Annotated in this window: 19 protein-coding genes and 1 tRNA gene; 15 read left to right on the top strand and 5 right to left on the bottom strand. The window is 72.0% G+C overall.

Annotated elements, in window-relative coordinates:
* The first annotated feature begins 38 nt into the window (after positions 1–38).
* From rsmI to rsmA, 8 genes are all read left to right on the top strand, one after another.
* Positions 39–911: a 16S rRNA (cytidine(1402)-2'-O)-methyltransferase gene (gene rsmI, locus ATL40_RS10315; RefSeq protein ID WP_098470434.1), complete on the top strand. Its 873-nt coding sequence runs from the start codon at positions 39–41 to the stop codon at positions 909–911.
* Positions 912–930: 19 nt separating this feature from the next.
* Positions 931–1,503 carry an isochorismatase family protein gene (locus ATL40_RS10310; RefSeq protein WP_098469455.1) on the top strand — a complete coding sequence of 191 codons (573 nt, stop codon included), beginning with the start codon at positions 931–933 and terminating at the stop codon, positions 1,501–1,503.
* 34 nt (positions 1,504–1,537) lie between these two features.
* Positions 1,538–2,728, top strand: a complete 1,191-nt coding sequence (locus tag ATL40_RS10305; protein ID WP_098469454.1) for an aminotransferase class I/II-fold pyridoxal phosphate-dependent enzyme — start codon at positions 1,538–1,540, stop codon at positions 2,726–2,728.
* Positions 2,729–2,757: 29 nt separating this feature from the next.
* Positions 2,758–3,723: a class II glutamine amidotransferase gene (locus ATL40_RS10300; RefSeq protein WP_098469453.1), complete on the top strand. Its 966-nt coding sequence runs from the start codon at positions 2,758–2,760 to the stop codon at positions 3,721–3,723.
* Positions 3,724–3,727: 4 nt separating this feature from the next.
* Positions 3,728–4,636, top strand: a complete 909-nt coding sequence (locus ATL40_RS10295; RefSeq protein WP_098469452.1) for a TatD family hydrolase — start codon at positions 3,728–3,730, stop codon at positions 4,634–4,636.
* A 124-nt stretch (positions 4,637–4,760) separates the two neighbouring features.
* Positions 4,761–5,825 carry a resuscitation-promoting factor gene (locus tag ATL40_RS10290; protein WP_211283101.1) on the top strand — a complete coding sequence of 355 codons (1,065 nt, stop codon included), beginning with the start codon at positions 4,761–4,763 and terminating at the stop codon, positions 5,823–5,825.
* 162 nt (positions 5,826–5,987) lie between these two features.
* Positions 5,988–7,232 carry a resuscitation-promoting factor gene (locus ATL40_RS10285; RefSeq protein ID WP_245866993.1) on the top strand — a complete coding sequence of 415 codons (1,245 nt, stop codon included), beginning with the start codon at positions 5,988–5,990 and terminating at the stop codon, positions 7,230–7,232.
* 103 nt (positions 7,233–7,335) lie between these two features.
* On the top strand, positions 7,336–8,208 hold the full coding sequence (gene rsmA, locus ATL40_RS10280) for a 16S rRNA (adenine(1518)-N(6)/adenine(1519)-N(6))-dimethyltransferase RsmA (RefSeq protein ID WP_098469451.1): 873 nt from the start codon (positions 7,336–7,338) through the stop codon (positions 8,206–8,208).
* A gap of 118 nt (positions 8,209–8,326) precedes the next feature.
* Here the strand turns inward: rsmA and ATL40_RS10275 are convergent, their stop codons facing one another.
* From ATL40_RS10275 to ATL40_RS10260, 4 genes are all read right to left on the bottom strand, one after another.
* On the bottom strand, positions 8,327–10,168 hold the full coding sequence (locus tag ATL40_RS10275) for an ABC-F family ATP-binding cassette domain-containing protein (protein ID WP_098469450.1): 1,842 nt from the start codon (positions 10,166–10,168) through the stop codon (positions 8,327–8,329).
* Positions 10,169–10,232: 64 nt separating this feature from the next.
* Positions 10,233–10,760, bottom strand: a complete 528-nt coding sequence (locus tag ATL40_RS10270) for a gamma carbonic anhydrase family protein (protein ID WP_098469449.1) — start codon at positions 10,758–10,760, stop codon at positions 10,233–10,235.
* Positions 10,757–11,302 carry a MarR family winged helix-turn-helix transcriptional regulator gene (locus tag ATL40_RS10265; protein ID WP_281254899.1) on the bottom strand — a complete coding sequence of 182 codons (546 nt, stop codon included), beginning with the start codon at positions 11,300–11,302 and terminating at the stop codon, positions 10,757–10,759. Before ATL40_RS10265 ends, ATL40_RS10270 begins: the two co-directional genes overlap by 4 nt.
* Before the next feature lie 31 nt (positions 11,303–11,333).
* On the bottom strand, positions 11,334–11,960 hold the full coding sequence (locus ATL40_RS10260; RefSeq protein ID WP_098470430.1) for a TetR/AcrR family transcriptional regulator: 627 nt from the start codon (positions 11,958–11,960) through the stop codon (positions 11,334–11,336).
* A 155-nt stretch (positions 11,961–12,115) separates the two neighbouring features.
* Between ATL40_RS10260 and ATL40_RS10255 the strand changes: the two genes are divergently transcribed.
* From ATL40_RS10255 to ATL40_RS10225, 7 genes are all read left to right on the top strand, one after another.
* Positions 12,116–12,187 (top strand) — tRNA-Gln (locus tag ATL40_RS10255).
* Positions 12,188–12,266: 79 nt separating this feature from the next.
* Positions 12,267–13,778, top strand: a complete 1,512-nt coding sequence (gene glmU / locus ATL40_RS10250) for a bifunctional UDP-N-acetylglucosamine diphosphorylase/glucosamine-1-phosphate N-acetyltransferase GlmU (RefSeq protein ID WP_098469448.1) — start codon at positions 12,267–12,269, stop codon at positions 13,776–13,778.
* 26 nt (positions 13,779–13,804) lie between these two features.
* Positions 13,805–14,785 carry a ribose-phosphate diphosphokinase gene (locus ATL40_RS10245; RefSeq protein WP_098469447.1) on the top strand — a complete coding sequence of 327 codons (981 nt, stop codon included), beginning with the start codon at positions 13,805–13,807 and terminating at the stop codon, positions 14,783–14,785.
* Positions 14,786–14,840: 55 nt separating this feature from the next.
* Positions 14,841–15,503, top strand: a complete 663-nt coding sequence (locus tag ATL40_RS10240; RefSeq protein ID WP_098469446.1) for a CYTH domain-containing protein — start codon at positions 14,841–14,843, stop codon at positions 15,501–15,503.
* A gap of 177 nt (positions 15,504–15,680) precedes the next feature.
* Complete coding sequence (locus ATL40_RS10235; RefSeq protein WP_098469445.1) at positions 15,681–16,286, top strand: 50S ribosomal protein L25/general stress protein Ctc; 606 nt, start codon at positions 15,681–15,683, stop codon at positions 16,284–16,286.
* 96 nt (positions 16,287–16,382) lie between these two features.
* Complete coding sequence (gene pth, locus ATL40_RS10230) at positions 16,383–16,988, top strand: aminoacyl-tRNA hydrolase (protein ID WP_425443372.1); 606 nt, start codon at positions 16,383–16,385, stop codon at positions 16,986–16,988.
* 62 nt (positions 16,989–17,050) lie between these two features.
* On the top strand, positions 17,051–18,031 hold the full coding sequence (locus tag ATL40_RS10225) for a glycosyltransferase family 2 protein (protein ID WP_098469444.1): 981 nt from the start codon (positions 17,051–17,053) through the stop codon (positions 18,029–18,031).
* Between the two features lie 14 nt (positions 18,032–18,045).
* On the opposite strand, the gene ATL40_RS10220 is transcribed toward ATL40_RS10225, so the two are convergent.
* On the bottom strand, positions 18,046–19,227 hold the full coding sequence (locus ATL40_RS10220; protein WP_211283100.1) for a glycosyltransferase family 4 protein: 1,182 nt from the start codon (positions 19,225–19,227) through the stop codon (positions 18,046–18,048).
* Between the last annotated feature and the right edge of the window lie 158 nt (positions 19,228–19,385).

Raw genomic sequence — 19,385 nt, 5'->3', positions numbered from 1 at the left:
CGCCGGAATCGGGCGGGTCGGACGAGGCGCCCGACGGCGTGGCCGACCCGGGCGGGCCCGCCGCCCGGTCCTGGGAGCGTCTGGGCGCGATCGTGCTCGCCGCCACCCCGATCGGGAGCGCGGGGGACGCCACCGCGAACCTGCGGGCGCTGCTGGCACAGGCGGACGTGATCGCCGCGGAGGACACCCGTACCCTGCGCACCCTGCTGCACCGGATCGGCGTGACGCCCACGGGCACCCTGGTGAGCTACCACGACCACAACGAGCGCGAGCGGGCCGCCGAGCTCGTGCAGCGCGCGAGCCAGGGCGCCACCGTCGCCGTGGTCAGCGACGCCGGGATGCCGACCGTCTCCGACCCCGGCTACCGCGTCGCCGCGGCAGCGCACGAGGCGGGCGTGCCGGTCACCGCCCTCCCGGGGCCGTCGGCCGTGTTGACGGCGCTCGCCGTCAGCGGCCTGGCCACCGACCGGTTCTGCTTCGAGGGCTTCCTGCCCCGCAAGGCCGGGGAGCGGCGTCGGACCCTGCAGGAGGTGAGCGCCGAGCGCCGCACCATGGTGTTCTTCTCCTCCCCGCACCGCCTGGCCGCCGAACTGGCCGACGCCGCCGAGGTGCTCGGCGCCGAACGCCCCGCGGCGGTGTGCCGGGAGCTCACGAAGCGCCACGAGGAGGTGCGCCGCGGCGGCCTCGCGGATCTCGCGGCCTGGGCGCAGGGGGGCGTGCGCGGCGAGATCACCCTGGTCATCGCGGGCGCCGATCCCGCCCCGGCGAGCACACCCGAGGAGGCGGCCCGCGAGGCCGTCGCTCTCGCGGAGGGAGGCCTGCGGTTGAAGGACGCCGCGGCGCGGATCGCCGAGCGCACCGGGCTGGGCAAGCGCGCCATCTACGAGGCGGCACTCGCGCTGCGCGAGTGAGCGCGCCTACCGTGGTGTCATGAGCACCGCACTGATCATCGTGGACGTCCAGGTGACCTTCTGCGAGGGTGGCGCCCTCGGGGTGGAGGGCGGCAACGCCGTGGCGGAGCGGGTCGCCGCCTACGCCGAGACCCGGCGCGGCGACTACGACCTGGTCATCACCACCCAGGACTGGCACATCGACCCGGGCTCGCACTTCTCCGACACCCCCGATTTCGTGGACTCCTGGCCCCGCCACGGTGAGGCCGGCACGCCCGAGGCCGAGCTGCACCCGGCGCTCGCCGACCTGGTGGCCGATGTGAGCATCAGGAAGGGGCAGTACTCCGCCGGGTACTCCGGGTTCGAGGGCACCGACGATGCCGGCCGCACCCTGGCCCAGGTGCTCGCGGACGCAGGCGTGGATCGTCTCGACGTGGTGGGCATCGCCGAGTCGCACTGCGTGATGCAGACCGCCCTGGACGGGGTGGACCAGGGGCACACCGTGCGGGTGCTCACCGATCTGACCGTCCCGGTCAGTCCGGAACAGGGGGAGGCCGCCCGTGAGGTGATGGCCGGCTCCGGGGTCACGTTGCTCGCCAGTCAGGACGCCTGACCCGCGGGCGAGGTCCGCGCAGTAGGTTGAGGTCATGGACTTCCGGCGGATCTCGGGGTTGCCCCCGTATGTGTTCACGATCATCGACGGGCTGAAGATCGAGGCCCGGCGCGCCGGCCGCGACGTCGTCGACCTCGGTTTCGGCAACCCGGACCTGCCCAGCCCGCAGATCGCCGTGGACAAGCTGGCCGAGGCCGCGCACAACACCCGCAATCACCGCTACTCCACCTCCCGCGGCATCCCCAAGCTGCGCGAGGCGATGGCCGCCCGGTACGCGGCGCGGTTCGGGGTGACGCTGGACCCGGAGCGGGAGATCCTCACCACGATCGGCGCCAAGGAGGGGTTCAGCCACCTCATGTGGGTGCTGCTGCAGCCCGGGGACACCGCCATCGTGCCGACCCCGAGCTACCCGATCCACATCTGGGGGCCCTACTTCGCGGGTGCCTCCACCCTCCAGGTGCCCGTCGGCGCCGGCGACGACGGCGCCGGGTACATCGACCGGGTGATGGAGACGTGGGAACTGGGCTCGCCCAAGCCCCGCGCGGTCATCCTGTCCTTCCCGCACAACCCGACGACCTCCACGGTCGAACTCGCGGACCTGCAGCGCCTGGTGGACTGGGCCCGGGAGCGGGACGTGGCCCTGGTGCACGACCTGGCCTACGCGGACATGTGCTTCGACGGCTGGCAGCCGCCCTCGATCATGCAGTGCGAGGGCGCCAAGGAGGTGGCCGTGGAGCTGTACTCGATGACGAAGTCGTTCTCGATGGCCGGCTGGCGGGTGGCGTTCATGGTCGGGCGCACCGACGTGATCGACGCCCTGCGTCAGCTGAAGAGCTACCTGGACTACGGCACCTTCCAGCCGATCCAGATCGCCGCCACCGTCACCCTGAACGAGGCCGCGGACTACCCCAACGAGCTCAGCGACGTGTACGAGTCCCGGCGCAACGCCCTGGTGGACGGACTGGCCCGCGCCGGGTGGGAGATCCACCGGCCGCGCGGCACGATGTTCGCCTGGGCGAGGATCCCCGAGCCGTATGCGGAGATGGGCTCCATCGAGTTCGCCACCCACCTCGTGCGCGAGTGCGACGTCGCGGTCTCCCCGGGGGTCGGGTTCGGCACCGGCGGGGACGACTTCGTGCGGTTCGCGCTCATCGAGAACGAGCAGCGGATCGCGCAGGCCGCCCGGTCGATCCGCAAGGGGCTCACCCGGCTGACGCCCGCGTGATCCGCGTGGTCCCGACGTAGGCTCGAGGCATGTGCCGACTGTTCGGAATGCACGCCGGGTCCGTCCCGGTCCCCGCCACCTACTGGCTCCTGGACGCGCCGGACAGCCTGCGCGCCCAGGGGGCCCGCAACCCCGACGGCACGGGTCTGGGGTACTTCAACACCGATGGCCGGCCGCACCTGGACAAGCAGCCCATCGAGGCCGGCCTCGACAGTGAGTTCGCGACGAGTGCGCGCACCGCGACCGGCACCACGTTCGTGGCGCACGTGCGGTACGCGACCACCGGCGAGAAGTCCCCGGAGAACACCCACCCGTTCACGATGGACGGCCGGATCTTCGCGCACAACGGCGCGATCGGGGACCTCCCGGCCGTGGATGCGCGCCTGGCCGCGCTGGGCGCGAGCGGACTCGTGGGTGGGCAGACCGACTCCGAGCGGGTGTTCGCCCTGATCACCGCCGAGATCGACCGCGCCGGGGGCGAGGTGGAGGCGGGCCTGGTGGCCGCGATGCGGTGGCTGGGGGAGAACGTGCCGGTGCTCGCGCTGAACGTCATCCTCGCCACCAGCACCGACATGTGGGCGCTGCGCTGGCCCGACACCCACGAGCTGTGGGTGTGGGAGTGGGTGGCCTCCGCGGGACCCCGCCTGAGCTCGGATCGGATCGCGGCCAGGGTCGCCGAACCCGGCGGGCCCGAGGGTGAACACGAGGGCGAACCCGAGCGCGAACCCGAGGGCGATGCCGGAGCCGATGCGGTCGTGGGGCCCGGGGGGATCGGCCCCGAGGCCGACTCGGCCCGGCGCGCGTCGCGCCCCAGCGTGGTGATCGCCACCGAGCGGATGACCGAGGACGCCGCCTGGCGGCTGCTGGAGCCGGGGGAACTGGTGCACATCGGACCCCACCTGGGGGTGGACTCGCGGGTCGTACTGGCCGAGCCCCGTCACCGCCTGAGGCTGGCGGACATGGAGCCGGGCCTGAGCGCGGCGATGAAGGCCTGAGGCGGTGGCGAAGAAGCGCGAGCGCGGCTGGCCACCCGCCCCCGAGCCGCTCCCCCTGCCCGTGGTGGACAACCACACCCACCTGCTCGGCGCCGTCGACGTGCTCCCGGAGGGTGAGCCGGTCCCGACGGCGCGGGAGGAGTTGGACTGGGCCCGCGCCGCGGGCGTGGACCGCGTGGTGCAGGTGGCGTGCGACCTGGACGCGATCGGGCCGAGCCAGGGCCTGGTGCGCGACCATGCGCAGGTGGCCCTCGCCGTCGCCATCCATCCCAATGAGGCGGTGCTGCACGCCGGGGTGCGCGAGGTCGCGCCCGACGGGCTGGAGCCGGACCCACGGGCGCGGCACGAGCGGAGCCTGGCCGAGGCGATCGACGCCGTCGCCCAGGCCGCCTGCGGGGAGCGGGTGGTGGCGATCGGGGAGACCGGGCTGGACTTCTTCCGCGCCGGCGAGAGCGGCCGGGTGGCGCAGCGCGAGGCGTTCCGGGCGCACATCGCGCTCGCGAAGGAACTCGACCTGCCGCTGCAGATCCACGACCGGGACGCGCACGCGGAGGTCATCGAGATCCTGCTGGCCGACGGCGCCCCGGAGCGCACCGTGTTCCACTGCTTCTCCGGCGACGCCGCCATGGCCCGGGTGGCCGCGGAGCACGGGTGGTACCTCTCGATCGCCGGTCCGGTGACCTTCCGCGCGAACGAGGCCGCACGTGAGGCGGTGGCCGCAGTGCCGCTGGAGTCCTTGCTGGTGGAGACCGACGCGCCCTACCTGACCCCGCACCCGATGCGGGGCCGGCCCAATGGCCCCTACCTGCTTCCCCATACGGTGCGGGAGATCGCCCGGGTGCGCGGGGTCGACGTCGAGACCGTCTGCCGCGTGACGCGTGAGACCACGCAGGGGGTCTACGGGGTCTGGTGACGAGTGAGACCACGGGTCGACGAGTCGGCGCGTGGCGAACGCCACGCCCGGGCATCGTGACCCTTTTGTTACCGTGGAGCACCGCTGCCGGCCCCTCGCACGCGGCATGAGGAGAAGAACACACATGGCTCACGCTCGAATGCTCCGCCACGGCGCCCGCGCCGCGGTGCTGATGACCCTGGTGGGCACGACCGGTGCGGTGGCACTCGCTGCCGGTCCGCACTCGAGCGGGCAGGGGTCGGTTCCGTTCCAGGCGATGGTCTCCGCCCAGGTGAGCGCGCTCGCGACCGGCGCTCCCGCCTCCGTCAGCGCGGACGTGCCACTGGTCAACCCCGGGCTCGAGGCCCATGAGATCAACTCGCTCGCGGCGTCCCGCAGCCAGGCGCGCGCGGCCCTGAGCGACGGTGAGGGTGTCACCTTCACCGTCACGGTGGACGGCGAGTCGACCCCGATCACCTCCGATGCGGCGACCCTGGGCGAGGCGCTGGAGCAGGCGGGCATCGCCATCGGATGGGACGATCAGGTCTCGGCCGACCTCAGCGCCGCCGTCGAGGAGGGTGCCGAGGTGCACATCGGCCGCGCCACGACGTCCTACGTCACCGAGGTGGAGGTCACCGAGTTCCAGACCGAGGAACGTGAGACCGACGAGCTCGAGGTCGGGGAGAGTCGCGTGGTCACCGAGGGCGTGGACGGTGACGCCCGCGTGACCTACGCCGTCAGCGAGATCGACGGCGTGGAGGTCTCCCGGGAGGTGCTGGTCAGCACCGTGCTGAGCGAGGCGCGCGACGAGGTGATCGAGATCGGCACCGCCGAGCCCGCGCCCGTGGTGGCCGAGGAGGAGTCCTCGGGGACCTCGACCGGGTCCACGTTCACTGGTGGCGGTGACTCCGCCTCCAACCGCGTGCTCGGCCAGGAGATGGCCGCGGCGCGCGGCTGGACGGGTTCGCAGTGGTCCTGCCTGGACTCGCTGTGGCAGCGCGAGAGCAACTGGAACCACCTCGCGCAGAACCCCTCATCCGGTGCCTACGGCATCCCGCAGTCCCTACCGGCGAGCAAGATGGCGACGGTCGGCTCCGACTGGGCAACCAACCCCGCCACCCAGATCACCTGGGGACTGGACTACATCGCAGGCCGGTACGGCACGCCGTGCGGTGCCTGGGCGCACTCGGAGTCCGTGGGCTGGTACTGACCGAGCCGCTGCGCGGCCTTGACTGTGCCCTAGTGAGTCCTTGACATCGAGTCAATCCTCGCGTCTGTGAGGTTCGTCTCATCGGCGCCCGGGTTTGATAACGATTCGGTTACGGTGGCTGCCGCAGACCACAGGGCGCCCCGCGCCAGGCAGGAGATCACCGTGACGTCACCCGAGACCGCGCCCATCGAGACCGGCACCGCGCCGCAGACCCCGCGGACGGGCCGTGCCAAGCGGCGCGCCATCGTGGCCTCCGGCACCATCGCCGGACTCCTCCTGGCCGGCTCCGTCGGTGCCTGGGCCAATGCGGCCGCGCAGAAGGACGTCACCCTCACCGTGGACGGGGACGTCATCGAGGCCACGACCTACCGCGACAACGTGGAGGGACTGCTCACCGAGCACGGTGTGGAACTCGGGGAGCATGACGAGCTCTCCCACCCCGCCGGCACGGACTTGGCCGACGGTCTCGCGATCGAGGTGGTGCGCGCACAGGAGGTCGCCGTGCTCCTGGACGGCGAGCAGGAGTCCGTCTGGACCACCGCCGAGCATGCCGGGGAGGCCCTGGCCGAGTACCTGGCGCAGGGCCGCGAGGCCGCGATGCTCGTCTCCCGCTCCACCGATCGCGCCGAGATCGACCTGCCGCTCAGCTCCCCGGCCGTCTTCGTCGTCGGCGGTGAGGAGCGCACGGTCGAGCTCATCCCCGGCAGCACCCTCGCCTCTGGCCTCGAGCAGGCCGACATCGAACTCGGCGACCTCGACGAGGTCACCGTCACCTCGGACCAGGACGGGCGCTCGGTGGTGACCGTCGTCGCCGTCTCGGTGCAGGAGGTCACGGAGACCGAGACCGTCGCGTTCACCTCCACCGAGGTGACGAGCGACGACTACCTGCAGGGGACCTCCCGGGTCACGACCGAGGGGGTGGACGGCGAGATCACGCGCGTGTACGAGGTCACCACCCGCGACGGTGAGGAGGTCGACCGCGAACTCGTCTCGGAGGAGACCACCCAGGAGATGGTCCAGGAGGTGGTCACCGTCGGCACCCGCGAGCCCGAGCCCGAGCCCGTCGCCACGTCCAGCGGCTCCTCGAGCAGCTCGTCGGGGAGTTCCTCCTCGACCGGCAGCTCCTCCTCCGGCTCGTCCTCCGCAGATCAGGGCTCCGCGCCCACCTCGGGCGTGTGGGCGCAGCTCGCGCAGTGCGAGTCCGGCGGCAATCCCTCGATCGTCAGCTCCAACGGGCTCTACCACGGGCTCTACCAGTTCTCCGTGTCCACCTGGCAGTCGGTCGGCGGGAGTGGCCTGCCGTCGCAGGCCTCGGCGGCCGAGCAACTCGAGCGCGCCAAGATCCTGCAGGCCCGCTCCGGCTGGGGCCAGTGGCCCGCCTGCGCCAGCAAGCTCGGCCTGCTGTGATCCTGCGCTGATCGGGTGCGGCGCCCGGCCGCCGACACGACGAACGCCCCGGCCCACCGCCGGGGCGTTCGTCGTGCGTGACCCGCGGCGATAGGCTCGCCCGGTGACCGACGAGACCCCCTCCGCATTGCTGACCACGGCGGATGTGCGCCGGCTGCTCGGCGTCACCGGGGTGCGTCCCACCAAGACCCTGGGGCAGAACTTCGTCACCGATCCCGGCACGGTGCGCCGGATCGTGCGTGCCGCCGGCGTCACGGCGGGCGACACCGTCGTCGAGGTCGGTCCGGGGCTGGGTTCGCTCACGCTGGGCCTGCTCGAGGCCGGGGCGGTCGTGGGCGCCGTCGAGATCGACCCGGTGCTGGCGCAGCGGCTGCCCGGCACGGTCGACTCCCGGCTGCCGGAGGCGAGCGAGCGGCTGCGCGTGGTGCGCGAGGACGCGCTGCGGATCACCGAGCTCCCAGTGCCCCCGGGTGCCGCTCGGGTCCACCTGGTGGCGAACCTGCCCTACAACGTCGCCGTTCCCGTGCTGTTGACGATGCTCGAGCGGTTCGAGGCGATCACGGACGTGCTCGTCATGGTGCAGGCGGAGGTCGCCGACCGGATCGCCGCCCGGCCGGGCAGCAAGACCTACGGCATCCCCTCGGTGAAGTCCGCGTGGTACGGCCACGCGGAGCGCGCCGGGTCGATCGGGCGCACCGTGTTCTGGCCCACCCCGAACGTGGACTCGGCGCTCGTGCGCCTCACCCGGCACGCCCCGCCCGCCGGCCCGCAGTGGCGGGAGGCGACCTTCGCCGTCGTGGATGCCGCCTTTGCGCAGCGACGCAAGACCCTGCGCGCCGCCCTGTCCTCCTGGGCGGGCTCCGGCGCCCGCGCGGAGGAGATCCTGCGCGCGGCGGGCGTGGACCCCTCGCTGCGCGGGGAGCGCCTCGGGATCGAGGAGTTCACCGCGATCGCCCAGGCCGCCGCCACAGCCTGACGCACCGCGAGGCTCTCCCGTCCCTTCCGCGAGGTGGTTCTGCAGGTATCGCGAGGTGGTTCTGCAGGTATCGCGAGGTGGTTCTGCAGGTATCGCGAGGTGGTTCTGCAGGCGAGTCTCAGGCGTCCTCGGCGAGCTCCAGCCAGCGCTCCTCGAGTTCCGCTATCTCCCGCTCGACTGCCGTATTGCGCTCGGCGAGCGCCGTGAGGCCAGCAAAATCGGCGACGTCGTGAGCCGCCATCTCCTCGTGCAGGCGCGCGGCCTCGGCCTGCTTCTTCTCCAGCTTGCGCTCGATCGACCCGATCTCCTTGCGGGCCGCGTGACGTTCGGCACCGGACCTCGCCGCGGGCGCTGTCGGCGCGCTGTCACCTGCAGAACCACCTCGCGGTGCCTGCGGAATTGCCTCGCGGGTGCGGGGGGCCTTCGAGGGTGCGGTGCCTGCGGCGGAGTCCTCCTGCGCGCGCAGCGCGAGGTACTCCTCCACCCCACCCGGCAGATGGCGCAGCGCGCCGCCCATGACCGCGAACTGGTCGTCGGTCACGCGCTCGAGCAGGTACCGGTCGTGGGAGACCACGAGCAGGGTGCCGGGCCACCCGTCCAGCAGGTCCTCGATCGCCGCGAGCATGTCGGTGTCCATGTCGTTGGTCGGCTCGTCCAGCACCAACAGGTTCGGCTCGGACAGCAGCACCAGGGCGAGTTGCAGCCGCCGCTTCTGCCCGCCGGAGAGGTTCTTCACCTGGGTGGACAGTTGCGCATTGGTGAACCCGAGCCGCTCCAGCACCTGCCCGGGCGTCAGATCGTCACCGGAGGCGGAGTGGAAGGCCACCCGCAGCGGTGCGATCACGTCCGCCACGCGGGAGTCGGTGTGCTCGGCGAGCTCGTGCAGGTCCTGCGACAGCCACGCCGCGCGCACCGTCTTGCCGCGCTTGACCCGACCGCTGGTGGGTTCCAGGTCCCCGGTGACCAGCCCCAACAGCGTCGACTTGCCGGCGCCGTTCGCCCCGAGCACCCCGATCCGGTCACCCGGACCCGGGTGCCAGGAGACGCCCGAGATCACCTCGCGCTCGCCGTCGTAGCTCACCCCGGCGTCGATCAGCTCGACCACGTCCCGGCCCAGGCGCGCGGTGGCCATCCGGGTCAGCGCCACGGTGTCGCGGATCGGTGGCTCGTCTGCGATCAGCGCGTTGGCCGCATCGATGCGGAACTTCGGCTTGGAGGTGCGCGCCGGCGCGCCGCGACGCAGCCACGCGAGCTCCTTGCGCATGAGGTTCTGCCGCTTGGCCTCGGTGGCCGCCGCGATCCGGTCACGCTCCACCCGGGCGAGCACGTACGCGGCGTACCCGCCCTCGAAGGGCTCCACCACGCCGTCGTGCACCTCCCAGGTGGCGGTGGTCACCTCGTCCAGGAACCAGCGATCGTGGGTGACGACGGCGAAGGCACCCTGGCCGGAGGCGTACCGGGTGCGGATGTGCTCGGCCAGCCAGGTGATGCCCTCCACGTCGAGGTGGTTGGTGGGCTCGTCCAGCAGCAGCACGTCCAGGTCCTGCACCAGCAGGGCCGCCAGTGCCGTACGCCGCCGCTGGCCACCGGAGAGCGCCCCCACGGTGGTCTCCCAGTCGATGTCCGCCACGAGGCCCGCCACCACGTCCCGGATCCGCGGATCGGCGGCCCACTCGTGATCGGCGGCGTCCCCCACGATGGCGTGCCCCACCGTGTCCTCGGGGTGCAGGGCGTCGGTCTGGTCGAGCATCCCGATCCGCGCCCCGCGGCGCACGGTGACCCGGCCGGAGTCGGGTTCGCCCTTGCCGGCGAGCAGGCGCAGCAGGGAGGACTTGCCGTCCCCGTTGCGCCCGACCACGCCGACCTTGTCGCCGTCGGACAGGCCGAGGGACACGCGGGACAGGACGGTGCGGTTGGGGAAGGCGAGCGAGATCGCGTCAGCGCCGAGCAGGTGTGCCATCGCTGCCCATCGTAGGCGGGCGGCGGATGGCGCCAGGTGCCGGGTGTCAGGTGCCGGGTGCCGCTCAGCCGGCGTGCGCCGCGCGGTGCTCCTCGGCGATCTCCAGGTAGTGCGCGGCATTGTGGGCCAGGTGCGCCTTCTCCGCCTCGGTCAGGTCTCGCACCACCTTGGCGGGCACACCGGCCGCGAGCGTGCCGGAGGGGATGACCTTCCCGGGTGTGACGAGCGCGCCGGCCGCGACCATGGCCCCGGGTTCCACCACGGCTCCGGACATCACGGTGGAACTCATCCCGATCAGGCAGCCGTCACCGATGGTGCAGCCGTGCAGCACGGCGCGGTGCCCTACCGAGACGTCGTCGCCCACCACGGTGGGGTAGTCGTCGTCCACGTGCACCACCACCCCGTCCTGCAGGTTGCTGCGCTCACCGATCGTGATGGACTCGCAGTCGCCGCGCAGCACGACCCCGTAGAACACGCTGGAGCGGGCGCCGATGTGTACCGCGCCGGCGAGCACGGCACCCGGCGCGACCCAGGCGCTCGGGTCCACGTGCACGCGGCGATCCGTGAGATGGACCTGCTGGTGGTCGGTCATGGCCGCTCCCTACTCGATTCCTTCGTGGCACGGGGGTCGGGGTACTGGGCCAGGAGGCGCCGCAGCAGGCGCGCGAGGTCCGCGCTCCCGTCCGCGCCCAGCGCCGCCAGGACCGTGCGTTCCCGCGCCACCAGGGAGCGCACGGCGGCGTCAGCGGCCACCCGGCCGGCGGGGGTCAGGCGCACCAGCACGATGCGGCGATCGCCCTCGGAGCCGCGCCGCAGGACCAGCTCGCGTTCCACGAGGCGGTCGATCCGGTGCGTCATGGTCCCGGAGGACACGTGCGTCTGAGCGACGAGGGCGCCGGGTGTCAGTTCGAAGGGGTCGCCCGCTCGCCGCAGCGCCGCCAGTACGTCGAACTGCCACGCCGCCAGTCCGTGCTCCGCGAACGCGAGGCGGCGTTGCTCCTCCACGTGGCTCGCCAGGCGGTGCAGCCGGGAGAAGACCTGCATCCCCTCGCCCTTCAGGTCCGGCAGCTGTGCGCGCCAGGCCGCCACGATGGCGTCGACCTCGTCGGTCGGTGTGGCGGCGTCCTGGATCACAAGGCGAGCCTAACCTCTCGACGTCGAGATATCAGGGGGTGGAGCCGCCCGAGCCCCCGGACTCACGTTGCACGAGCCGCGGCGCGGGGTCGAGGCCGGCGAGTCCGTTCCAGGCGAGGTTCACCAGGTGAGCGGCCACGGTCTGCTTGTCCGGGGACCGGGCCTCGAGCCACCACTGACCCGTCAGCGCGATCATCCCCACGAGCATCTGGGAGTACATCGGGGCGTTGGAGGTCTCGAAGTCCCGACGGGCGAACTCCCGCGCCAACAGGTGCTCGACCTGGGTGGCGACGTCACCGATCAGCGAGGAGAAGGTGCCGGTGGCCTGGGCCACCGGGGAGTCGCGCACGAGGATGCGGAATCCGTCGGTGTGCGACTCGATGTAGTCCAGCAGGGCCAGGGCTGCCTGCTCCACGACGATCTTCGGGTTGCGACTGCCGCCGAGAGCGTCGGTGAGCATCGAGGTGAGCTTCTCCACCTCGCGGTCCACGATGACGGCGTAGATCCCTTCCTTCCCGCCGAAGTGCTCGTAGACCACGGGCTTGGAGACGTCGGCGCGCGCGGCGATCTCCTCCACGCTGGTGGCCGCGAAACCCCGCTCGGCGAACAGCGCGCGGCCGACGTCGAGCAACTGTTCGCGCCGCTGCCGGGCAGTCATGCGTTGCCGTTGCGCTCGGCGCGGGCGCGCGCGGACCGTGGGCGCATCGGCGGTCGGGTCCTGGGCGCGCGGGGTCTCGGTCACGACACCATTGTGCCCACTGAGGCACAATCGATCCGGTGCGCGTGCTGGACCACCCGGTCCTGCTCGTGCGGTCCGCCCTGGTGTAATGGCAGCACGCCGGCCTTTGGTGCCGTGCAGTCCGGGTTCGAATCCTGGGGGCGGAGCGGTCGCTCGCCATCGGAAACAACCACTAGAGTGGTCGTCGCCCGCCGCCCTTCCTCACCAGCCCGGGAGCAAGCCACCGTGACACAGCAGCGTCCGGCCGCCGTGATCGTCCTCGCCGCAGGCGAGGGGACCAGGATGAAGTCGGCGACGCCGAAGGTGATGCATGCCATCGGCGGGCGCACCCTCCTGGGGCACGTGGTCGCCACCGCACGCGAACTCGATCCCCAGCGGCTGTGCGTCGTTGTCCGTCACCAGGGCGAGGCTGTCGCCGCTCACGCCCAGGAGGTCGACGGCGCTGTCGAGATCGCCTGGCAGGACGAGGTCAAGGGCACCGGGCGCGCCGCCTGGTGCGCGATGCAGGCACTGGAGTCTTCCGGGGTCCTCGAGGGCCCCGTGCTGGTACTCGCCGGGGACGTCCCGCTGCTCGACTCCGCTACCCTCGGGCAACTCCTGGAGGCTCACGCCGCCGGTGGCAATGCCGTGACGGCGCTGACCACCCGTGTCGAGGATCCGACGGGGTACGGCCGGATCGTGCGCGAGGAGGGAACGGGTCTGCTGGCCCGCATCGTGGAGGAGCGTGACGCCTCGCAGGCCGAGCGCGCCATCACCGAGATCAACACCTCGGTCTACGCCTTCGACGCGGACGTGCTGCGCGACGGCCTGGCGCGACTGACCGACCCCACCTCGGGTGCGACGGCGAATGCCCAGGGTGAGGTCTACCTCACCGATGTGGTGGCAATCGCCCGCGAGACCCGGCCGGTCCGGGCCGTGGAGACCGACGACGCGATCAGCGTGGAGGGCGTGAACGACCGGGTCCAGCTCGCGGCGCTCGGCGCCGAGCTGAACCGGCGCACCCTCGAGTCCGCGATGCGTGAGGGTGTCACGGTGGTGGACCCCGGCTCGACGTGGATCGACGTCACGGTCACCCTGGAGGCCGATGTCACCCTGCTGCCCGGTGTGCAGTTGCACGGGGTCACCCATGCCGAGGGCGGCGCCGTGATCGGCCCGGACTCCACGCTCACGGACGTGCGCGTGGGGGCGGATGCGCACGTGGTGCGCTCGCACGCGATCGGCGCCGTGCTGGAGGCCGGGGTGTCCGTCGGGCCGTTCGCGCACCTGCGCCCCGGAACCGTGGTGGGGCCCGGGGCCAAGGTCGGCGGGTTCGTGGAGACCAAGAACGCCGTCATCGGCGCCGGCACCAAGGTGCCCCACCTCAGTTACGTCGGTGATGTCACCATCGGTGAGTCGACCAACATCGGCGCGGGCGTGATCGTGGCGAACTACGACGGCGAGACCAAGAACCACACCGAGATCGGCTCGCACGCCTTCGTCGGTTCCGACTCCGTGCTGGTCGCCCCACTGACTGTCGCAGACGGCGCGTTCGTCGCCGCCGGCTCGGTGGTGACCCGCGACGTGGGCCCCGGCGATCTCGCGGTGGCCCGGGGGCAACAGCGCAGCATCCCCGGCTGGGTGCAACGTCGCCGACCGCAGTCCGCCTCGGCGCGCGCGGCCCGGGACGCCGCAGCCACGGCGCAGGCGCCGCCCGCACAGCCGGCCGAGACCGACCCCACCACCGAACCTCAAGCCTGACCGGGCGAACTGAAGGGCACAGACGCATGAGCGGCATCACCTCGTTTGGGGAGCGACGACTCGTTCTCATCTCCGGTCGGGCGCACCCCGAGCTCGCCGAGCGGGTCGCGGAGGAGCTCGGCGTCGACCTCGTGCCGACCACCGCCTACGACTTCGCCTCCGGGGAGATCTATGTGCGGTTCGCCGAGAGCGTGCGCGGGGCGGACGCCTTCGTGCTGCAGAGCCACACCGCTCCGGTGAACGAGTGGATCATGGAGCACCTGCTGATGGTCGACGCGCTCAAGCGCGCCTCGGTCAAGCAGATCACCGCCGTGATGCCCTTCTACCCCTACGCCCGGCAGGACAAGAAGCACCGCGGCCGCGAGCCGATCTCCGCGCGTCTGATGGCGGACCTGTTCCGCACCGCCGGGGCGGAACGCCTGATGTCGGTGGACCTGCACGCCGCACAGACCCAGGGTTTCTTCGACGGGCCGGTGGACCACCTGTTCGCGATGCCGATTTTGGTGGACTACGTCCGCACCCGGGTGGACGTCACGAACGTCACCGTCGTCTCCCCGGATGCCGGGCGCATCCGGGTGGCCGAGCAGTGGGCCGCGAAACTCGGCGGGGTTCCGTTGGCCTTCGTGCACAAGACGCGCGACATCACGCGCCCGAACCAGGCGGTCGCCAACCGCGTGGTGGGCGAGGTGGACGGGCGGGACGCGGTCCTCGTGGACGACCTGATCGACACCGGCGGCACGATCGCCGAGGCGATCCGCGTGCTGAAGGAGAACGGCGCGCGATCGGTGACGGTGGCCGCCACGCACGGTGTGCTCTCCGACCCCGCCACCCAGCGGCTGGCCGAGAGCGGCGCCATCGAGGTGGTCGTCACCGACACGCTGCCGATCCCGCGGGAGAAGCGGATCGAGAACCTCACGGTGCTGTCCATCGCGCCCCTGCTCGCGCGTGCGATCCGCGAGGTCTTCGACGAGGGGTCGGTCACCTCGCTCTTCGACGGCAACGCCTGACGCGTTCCGGGCGAGCCGAGCCGCAGGACGGCGCCGCCCGGGTGACAATGGCCACATGAGCGAGTTCGGCGACGGCATCGAGGCGGAGCGGGAGCACCTCGCCCAGGTGCGCGACTTCGAGTTCGAGCGGCGCTTCCTGGTGACGGCGTTGGCGCAGGAGTTGCGCGACGCCCCGACCCTGATCGTGCAGTCCTACTATCTCGCCGATGCCGGCTACGCGTTGCGGGTGCGGGTGCAGGCCAGCGGGGTCGACCTGCGGGTGGACGAGGGCACAGATGCGCTCGACGCGCTCACTCACATCGAGGGCGAGGTGGACCTTGCCACGGTGACCGTGAAGGGGCCCGCGATCGGCGGTACCCGGTACGAGACGGAACACGTGCTGGACCCCGGCGTGGCCGTGGAGATGATCCGGCGTGGCGGCGCGCCGATCGTCAAGACCCGCTACTCCGTGTGGGCGGGGGGCGACGGGTGGTCCGTGGACGTGTTCGGGGGACTGAACGCTCCGTTGATCATCGCCGAGTGCGAGCGCTCCGGGCCCGTCACCGACCTGGAGATCCCGGCGTTCTGCGTCACGGAACTCACCGACGACCGCCGGTTCTCCAATGAGTCCCTGGCCACCCACCCCTACGGCCAGTGGCGCGCGGGGTACCTGTCCGAACTCGCCCGACTCGGCCCACGGATGCGGGAGGACTTCGGGCGTAACGAGCGCCTGCCGTAGTCCGCCGGCGGGGGAGCGCTGCGCGCCCGAGGGTCGGCTATACTCGTGCGGTTGCCTCGGCGAGGGATCCTCGGGTCCGTGATCGACGCGGTGGCGAGCGGCTGGAGCCGCCCGCCCCTCCTCGTGCCGCCCCTCGCCGTCGGCCCCCTGTCACATCGCCCCTGAGGAGGAGCCACCATGGCCGAGAAGATCCCCGCCACCCTGCGCACCGAGTTCGGCAAGGGTGCGGCGCGCCGCATCCGCCGCGACAACAAGATCCCCGCCGTTCTCTACGGCCACGGTGAGGCGCCCACGCACCTCACCCTGCCGGGTCACGAGACCTTCCTGATCATCAAGGACAACATCAACGCACTGCTCGAACTGTCCTTCGAGGGCAAGAGCGAGCTCGCCCTGGTCAAGGACGTGCAGCGTGACGTGCTCTCCCAGGAGATCGAGCACCTCGACCTGCTGCTGGTGCGCCGCGGCGAGAAGGTCTCCGTCGAGGTCTATGTGGTGGTCGAGGGCGAGTCCGCTCCCGGCACGATCCACACGCTGGACCTGCAGACCCTGACGGTCGAGGCCGACGCGATGGCCATCCCGGAGTCCATCCACGTCTCCGTGGAGGGCCTGGAGGACGGCACGATCGTGCGCGTGGGCGACCTGGACCTGCCCGAGGGCAGCTCGACCGACGTCGACCCCGAGACCATCGTGGTCTCCGTCTCCACGCCGCGCGGCGAGGAGGAGTCCGAGGACGAGGACGAGGCCGGCGAGGGCGAGGCCGGCGAGGCCGGTTCTCAGGACTGACCTCCCGATGAGTGCCGACGGCGCCCCGTGCTCGCGCGGGGCGCCGTCGGCGTCTGTGGACGCGCCCGAGCATGGGCGAGGAGAGAGCGGAGAAGAGTGGTGAGCGACACCTGGCTGATCGTCGGGCTCGGTAATCCGGGCGCGAAGTACGCGGGGAATCGGCACAACGTCGGCGCGATGGCGCTGCAGCACCTCGCGGATCGCATCGGTGGCTCCCTGACCAACCACAAGGCGGGTGCGGGTGTGCTCGACGGCAGGCTCGGCATGCTGCCGGGTGGCGCACCGGGGCCGCGCGTGCTCCTGGCCCGGCCCGCTACCTACATGAACACCTCCGGGAAGCCGGTCGCCGCGCTGTGCCGGTTCTACGGCATCCCCGCCGAGCGCGTCCTGGTGCTGCACGATGAGCTCGACCTGCCGGCCCACACCCTGCGCCTGAAGCGCGGCGGCGGGGAGGGCGGGCACAACGGATTGCGGTCGATCTCCCAGGCGCTCGGCACCAAGGAGTACGCCCGGCTACGCATCGGCGTCGGCCGCCCGCCCGGCCGGCAGGAGGCGGCCGACTTCGTCCTGTCGGACTTCCCCTCCCGGGAACGGGAGGAATGGGCCATCACGGTGGCCGAGGCGGGCGACGCGGTCCAGGACGTCGTGCGGGAGGGTCTCTTCGCGGCGCAGAACACCTGGAACAGCCGAACCCCTTCCTGACTGATCCTTACCCACCCCTGTAGGGTCGGCACCGCGGTGATCGCACGGGGGAGAGGTTGGGTATGGGGGAGAATCACGCAGTCGATCTGCGGGTGACGCTCGCGGTGCTGACGCATCGGCGCCACGAGCAGATCGCGGCGCTCGTGCCGCTGCTCGAGGCGCAGGCGAGGCAGGCCCTCGCCGCATTCCCCGCCGAGGTCGGGGACATCGGCGTCCTCGTGGTGGACAACGAACCCGACGCGGCAGCCCGCGACGCCGTCCTGCGGGCCGCGGACCCCGAGGTGACACGCTACGTGTGTGAGCCTCGTCCGGGCATCGCCACGGCCCGCAACCGTGCCCTGCGCGAGAGCGCGGGCGAGGACCTCCTGGTGTTCATCGACGACGACGAGACCCCCGGGGAGGGCTGGCTCGTGGCGCTCCTGGGCACCTTCCTCAGGGCGGGCGCGGACCCGGTGGCAGCCGTGGCGGGAGCCGTGCGCACCGTACTCGTTGGCGAGCTCGACCCGTGGATCCGGGACGGCGGCTTCCTTGCGCGCTCCCATCGGGAGTCGACGCGAACGGGCGAGGCGGTCGCCACGGCGGCCACGAACAACCTCCTCCTGGACCTGCGGGTGGTGCGCGGCCTGGACCTGTGGTTCGAGGAGTCGCTCGGCCTCGCCGGCGGTGAGGACACCCTGTTCACGACGGCGCTGACGCGGGCCGGGGAGCGGATCGTGTGGTGCCGCGAGGCGTGGGTCCACGATGTGCGCCCGGTTGCCCGGCTCACCCGCCGCGCGGTGGTGCGGCGCGCATTCGGCCATGCGAACGCGTCCAGCGGTGCCTGGATCGCCCTTGCGCACGGACCACGCGAGGTGCTCCGCGCGCGAGCGGGTGCGGTGGCGGGAGGCGTGGCGCGGCTGTGCGCAGGCCTCGGGTCGCTCCTTCTCGGAGTCGTGCTGCGTTCGCGGCAGCGTCGCGCCGGCGGCGTGCGTGTCGCAGCCCGCGGTGTGGGGATGCTCACCTCGGGCGTGGGGTACCGGTTCGAGGAGTATGCCGACTCGTAGCGGCTCGGCAGTGCCTACTCGCGACTGATCGCTTCAAGTGCATTGGCAATTTCGGTTCGATACCGCGTCACGCTGAAGCGTTCCTTGGCGTCGCGTCGGCCGGCATCGGCGAGGCGCGCGGCGAACGCCGGATCCTCCAGGGCGCGGGCGATGGCGTGAGCGAGGTCCCCGGGGTCTCCGGGAGTGACCTGGAGCCCGGTGACGCCGTCCCGGACGATCTCCGCGAGGCCCTGGACACGGGAGGCGATGACCGGTCGCCCGGCGAGCATGGCCTCGACCGCCACGTTCCCGAACGGCTCGGTCCGCGAGGGCACGATCACCAGGGCACTGGCGGAGAGCGCGCTCCATATCGGTCTCACGTAGCCGTGGAAGGACACGGCGCCGGCCAGGTCGGGCTGCGCTGCCCTACGCCGCAACTGCTCCTCGAACCACTCGTAGCCCTCGAAGACCTCTCCGTACAGGTCGAGGTGCACCCTGCGGCCCGAGGACCGCAGTGCCGCGACCGCCTCGAGCGCGACGTCTGTGCCCTTGCGTGGGCTGAGCCGACCCAGGAGGGCGATCCGCGCTGCGCCGGGGTCCCCGTGCGCGCTCCTGGCGCCGCCCCGGGTCAGGTCGCGACTCTCGCGGGTGTGGGACCCGGGCCCGGGGACTCCGTTGTAGATGCGTTGCAGGCGCGAGTCCAGGCCGGGGAGGACCTCCGTGAGGGCCCTCGCGGCAGCCTCGCTGTTCACCACGACCCGGTCGGCCAGGAGAAGCTGGGAGGCCAGCGCCGTGCGCGCGAGCCGCCCGGCGTCCTGCTCCGCCTCGTGCACGTGGACCAGGCAGGGCACGCCTGTCAGCGCCGCGGCGAGCGGCCAGATCGGTTCGGTGAGCGTGTTGACGAGCACCGCCTCAGGTCGTAGGTGACGCAGGCCCCGAGTGATCGGCCCGAGGGCGCCGGCGGATCGGTAGGCGAACGCCGTGGCCGCGCGCGGGGCGAGGAGCGCGCGGTTGACCGTGGGGAACGGGACGATCCTGGTCTCGGCGCCCCGCGCCCGCGCGAGTGGACCGAAGACCCCCGAGGCCGGGAGCGCGACGACCGTGCGCCATCCCCGGGCGACCAGAGCGCTGATGGTCTCCAGCGCCTGGAGATCCGATCCGTACCGGTCCGGCGACGGGTGCGCCAGGACTGCCGTGCGCTGGTGGTGCATGTCCATCCCCCACAATTGTCGTATTCGCGTCACGAGTTATCCGATGTATCGCGACGAAAACGCGCCAGAAGCGTTTCGCCTTGGCGCGTACCGTGCGCGGTTCCATCATTCCCAATCCTTCGTGCGTCGGATACTGTCACATGGACATACGTCGACCGCTCGTG

This window comes from Serinibacter salmoneus (genome assembly GCF_002563925.1).
GTDB classification, from domain to species: domain Bacteria; phylum Actinomycetota; class Actinomycetes; order Actinomycetales; family Beutenbergiaceae; genus Serinibacter; species Serinibacter salmoneus.
This window is presented reverse-complemented; position numbering and strand designations above follow the sequence as displayed.

Coding starts and splice junctions, on each gene's coding strand:
- ATL40_RS10290 (WP_211283101.1), top strand. CDS start 4,761: ATGGCTCACGCTCGAATGCTCCGCCACGGCGCCCGCGCCGCGGTGCTG.
- ATL40_RS10305 (WP_098469454.1), top strand. CDS start 1,538: ATGGACTTCCGGCGGATCTCGGGGTTGCCCCCGTATGTGTTCACGATC.
- ATL40_RS10260 (WP_098470430.1), bottom strand. CDS start 11,960: ATGACTGCCCGGCAGCGGCGCGAACAGTTGCTCGACGTCGGCCGCGCG.
- ATL40_RS10300 (WP_098469453.1), top strand. CDS start 2,758: ATGTGCCGACTGTTCGGAATGCACGCCGGGTCCGTCCCGGTCCCCGCC.
- ATL40_RS10275 (WP_098469450.1), bottom strand. CDS start 10,168: ATGGCACACCTGCTCGGCGCTGACGCGATCTCGCTCGCCTTCCCCAAC.
- ATL40_RS10225 (WP_098469444.1), top strand. CDS start 17,051: ATGGGGGAGAATCACGCAGTCGATCTGCGGGTGACGCTCGCGGTGCTG.
- ATL40_RS10245 (WP_098469447.1), top strand. CDS start 13,805: ATGAGCGGCATCACCTCGTTTGGGGAGCGACGACTCGTTCTCATCTCC.
- ATL40_RS10310 (WP_098469455.1), top strand. CDS start 931: ATGAGCACCGCACTGATCATCGTGGACGTCCAGGTGACCTTCTGCGAG.
- ATL40_RS10270 (WP_098469449.1), bottom strand. CDS start 10,760: ATGACCGACCACCAGCAGGTCCATCTCACGGATCGCCGCGTGCACGTG.
- ATL40_RS10220 (WP_211283100.1), bottom strand. CDS start 19,227: ATGGACATGCACCACCAGCGCACGGCAGTCCTGGCGCACCCGTCGCCG.
- ATL40_RS10235 (WP_098469445.1), top strand. CDS start 15,681: ATGGCCGAGAAGATCCCCGCCACCCTGCGCACCGAGTTCGGCAAGGGT.
- ATL40_RS10240 (WP_098469446.1), top strand. CDS start 14,841: ATGAGCGAGTTCGGCGACGGCATCGAGGCGGAGCGGGAGCACCTCGCC.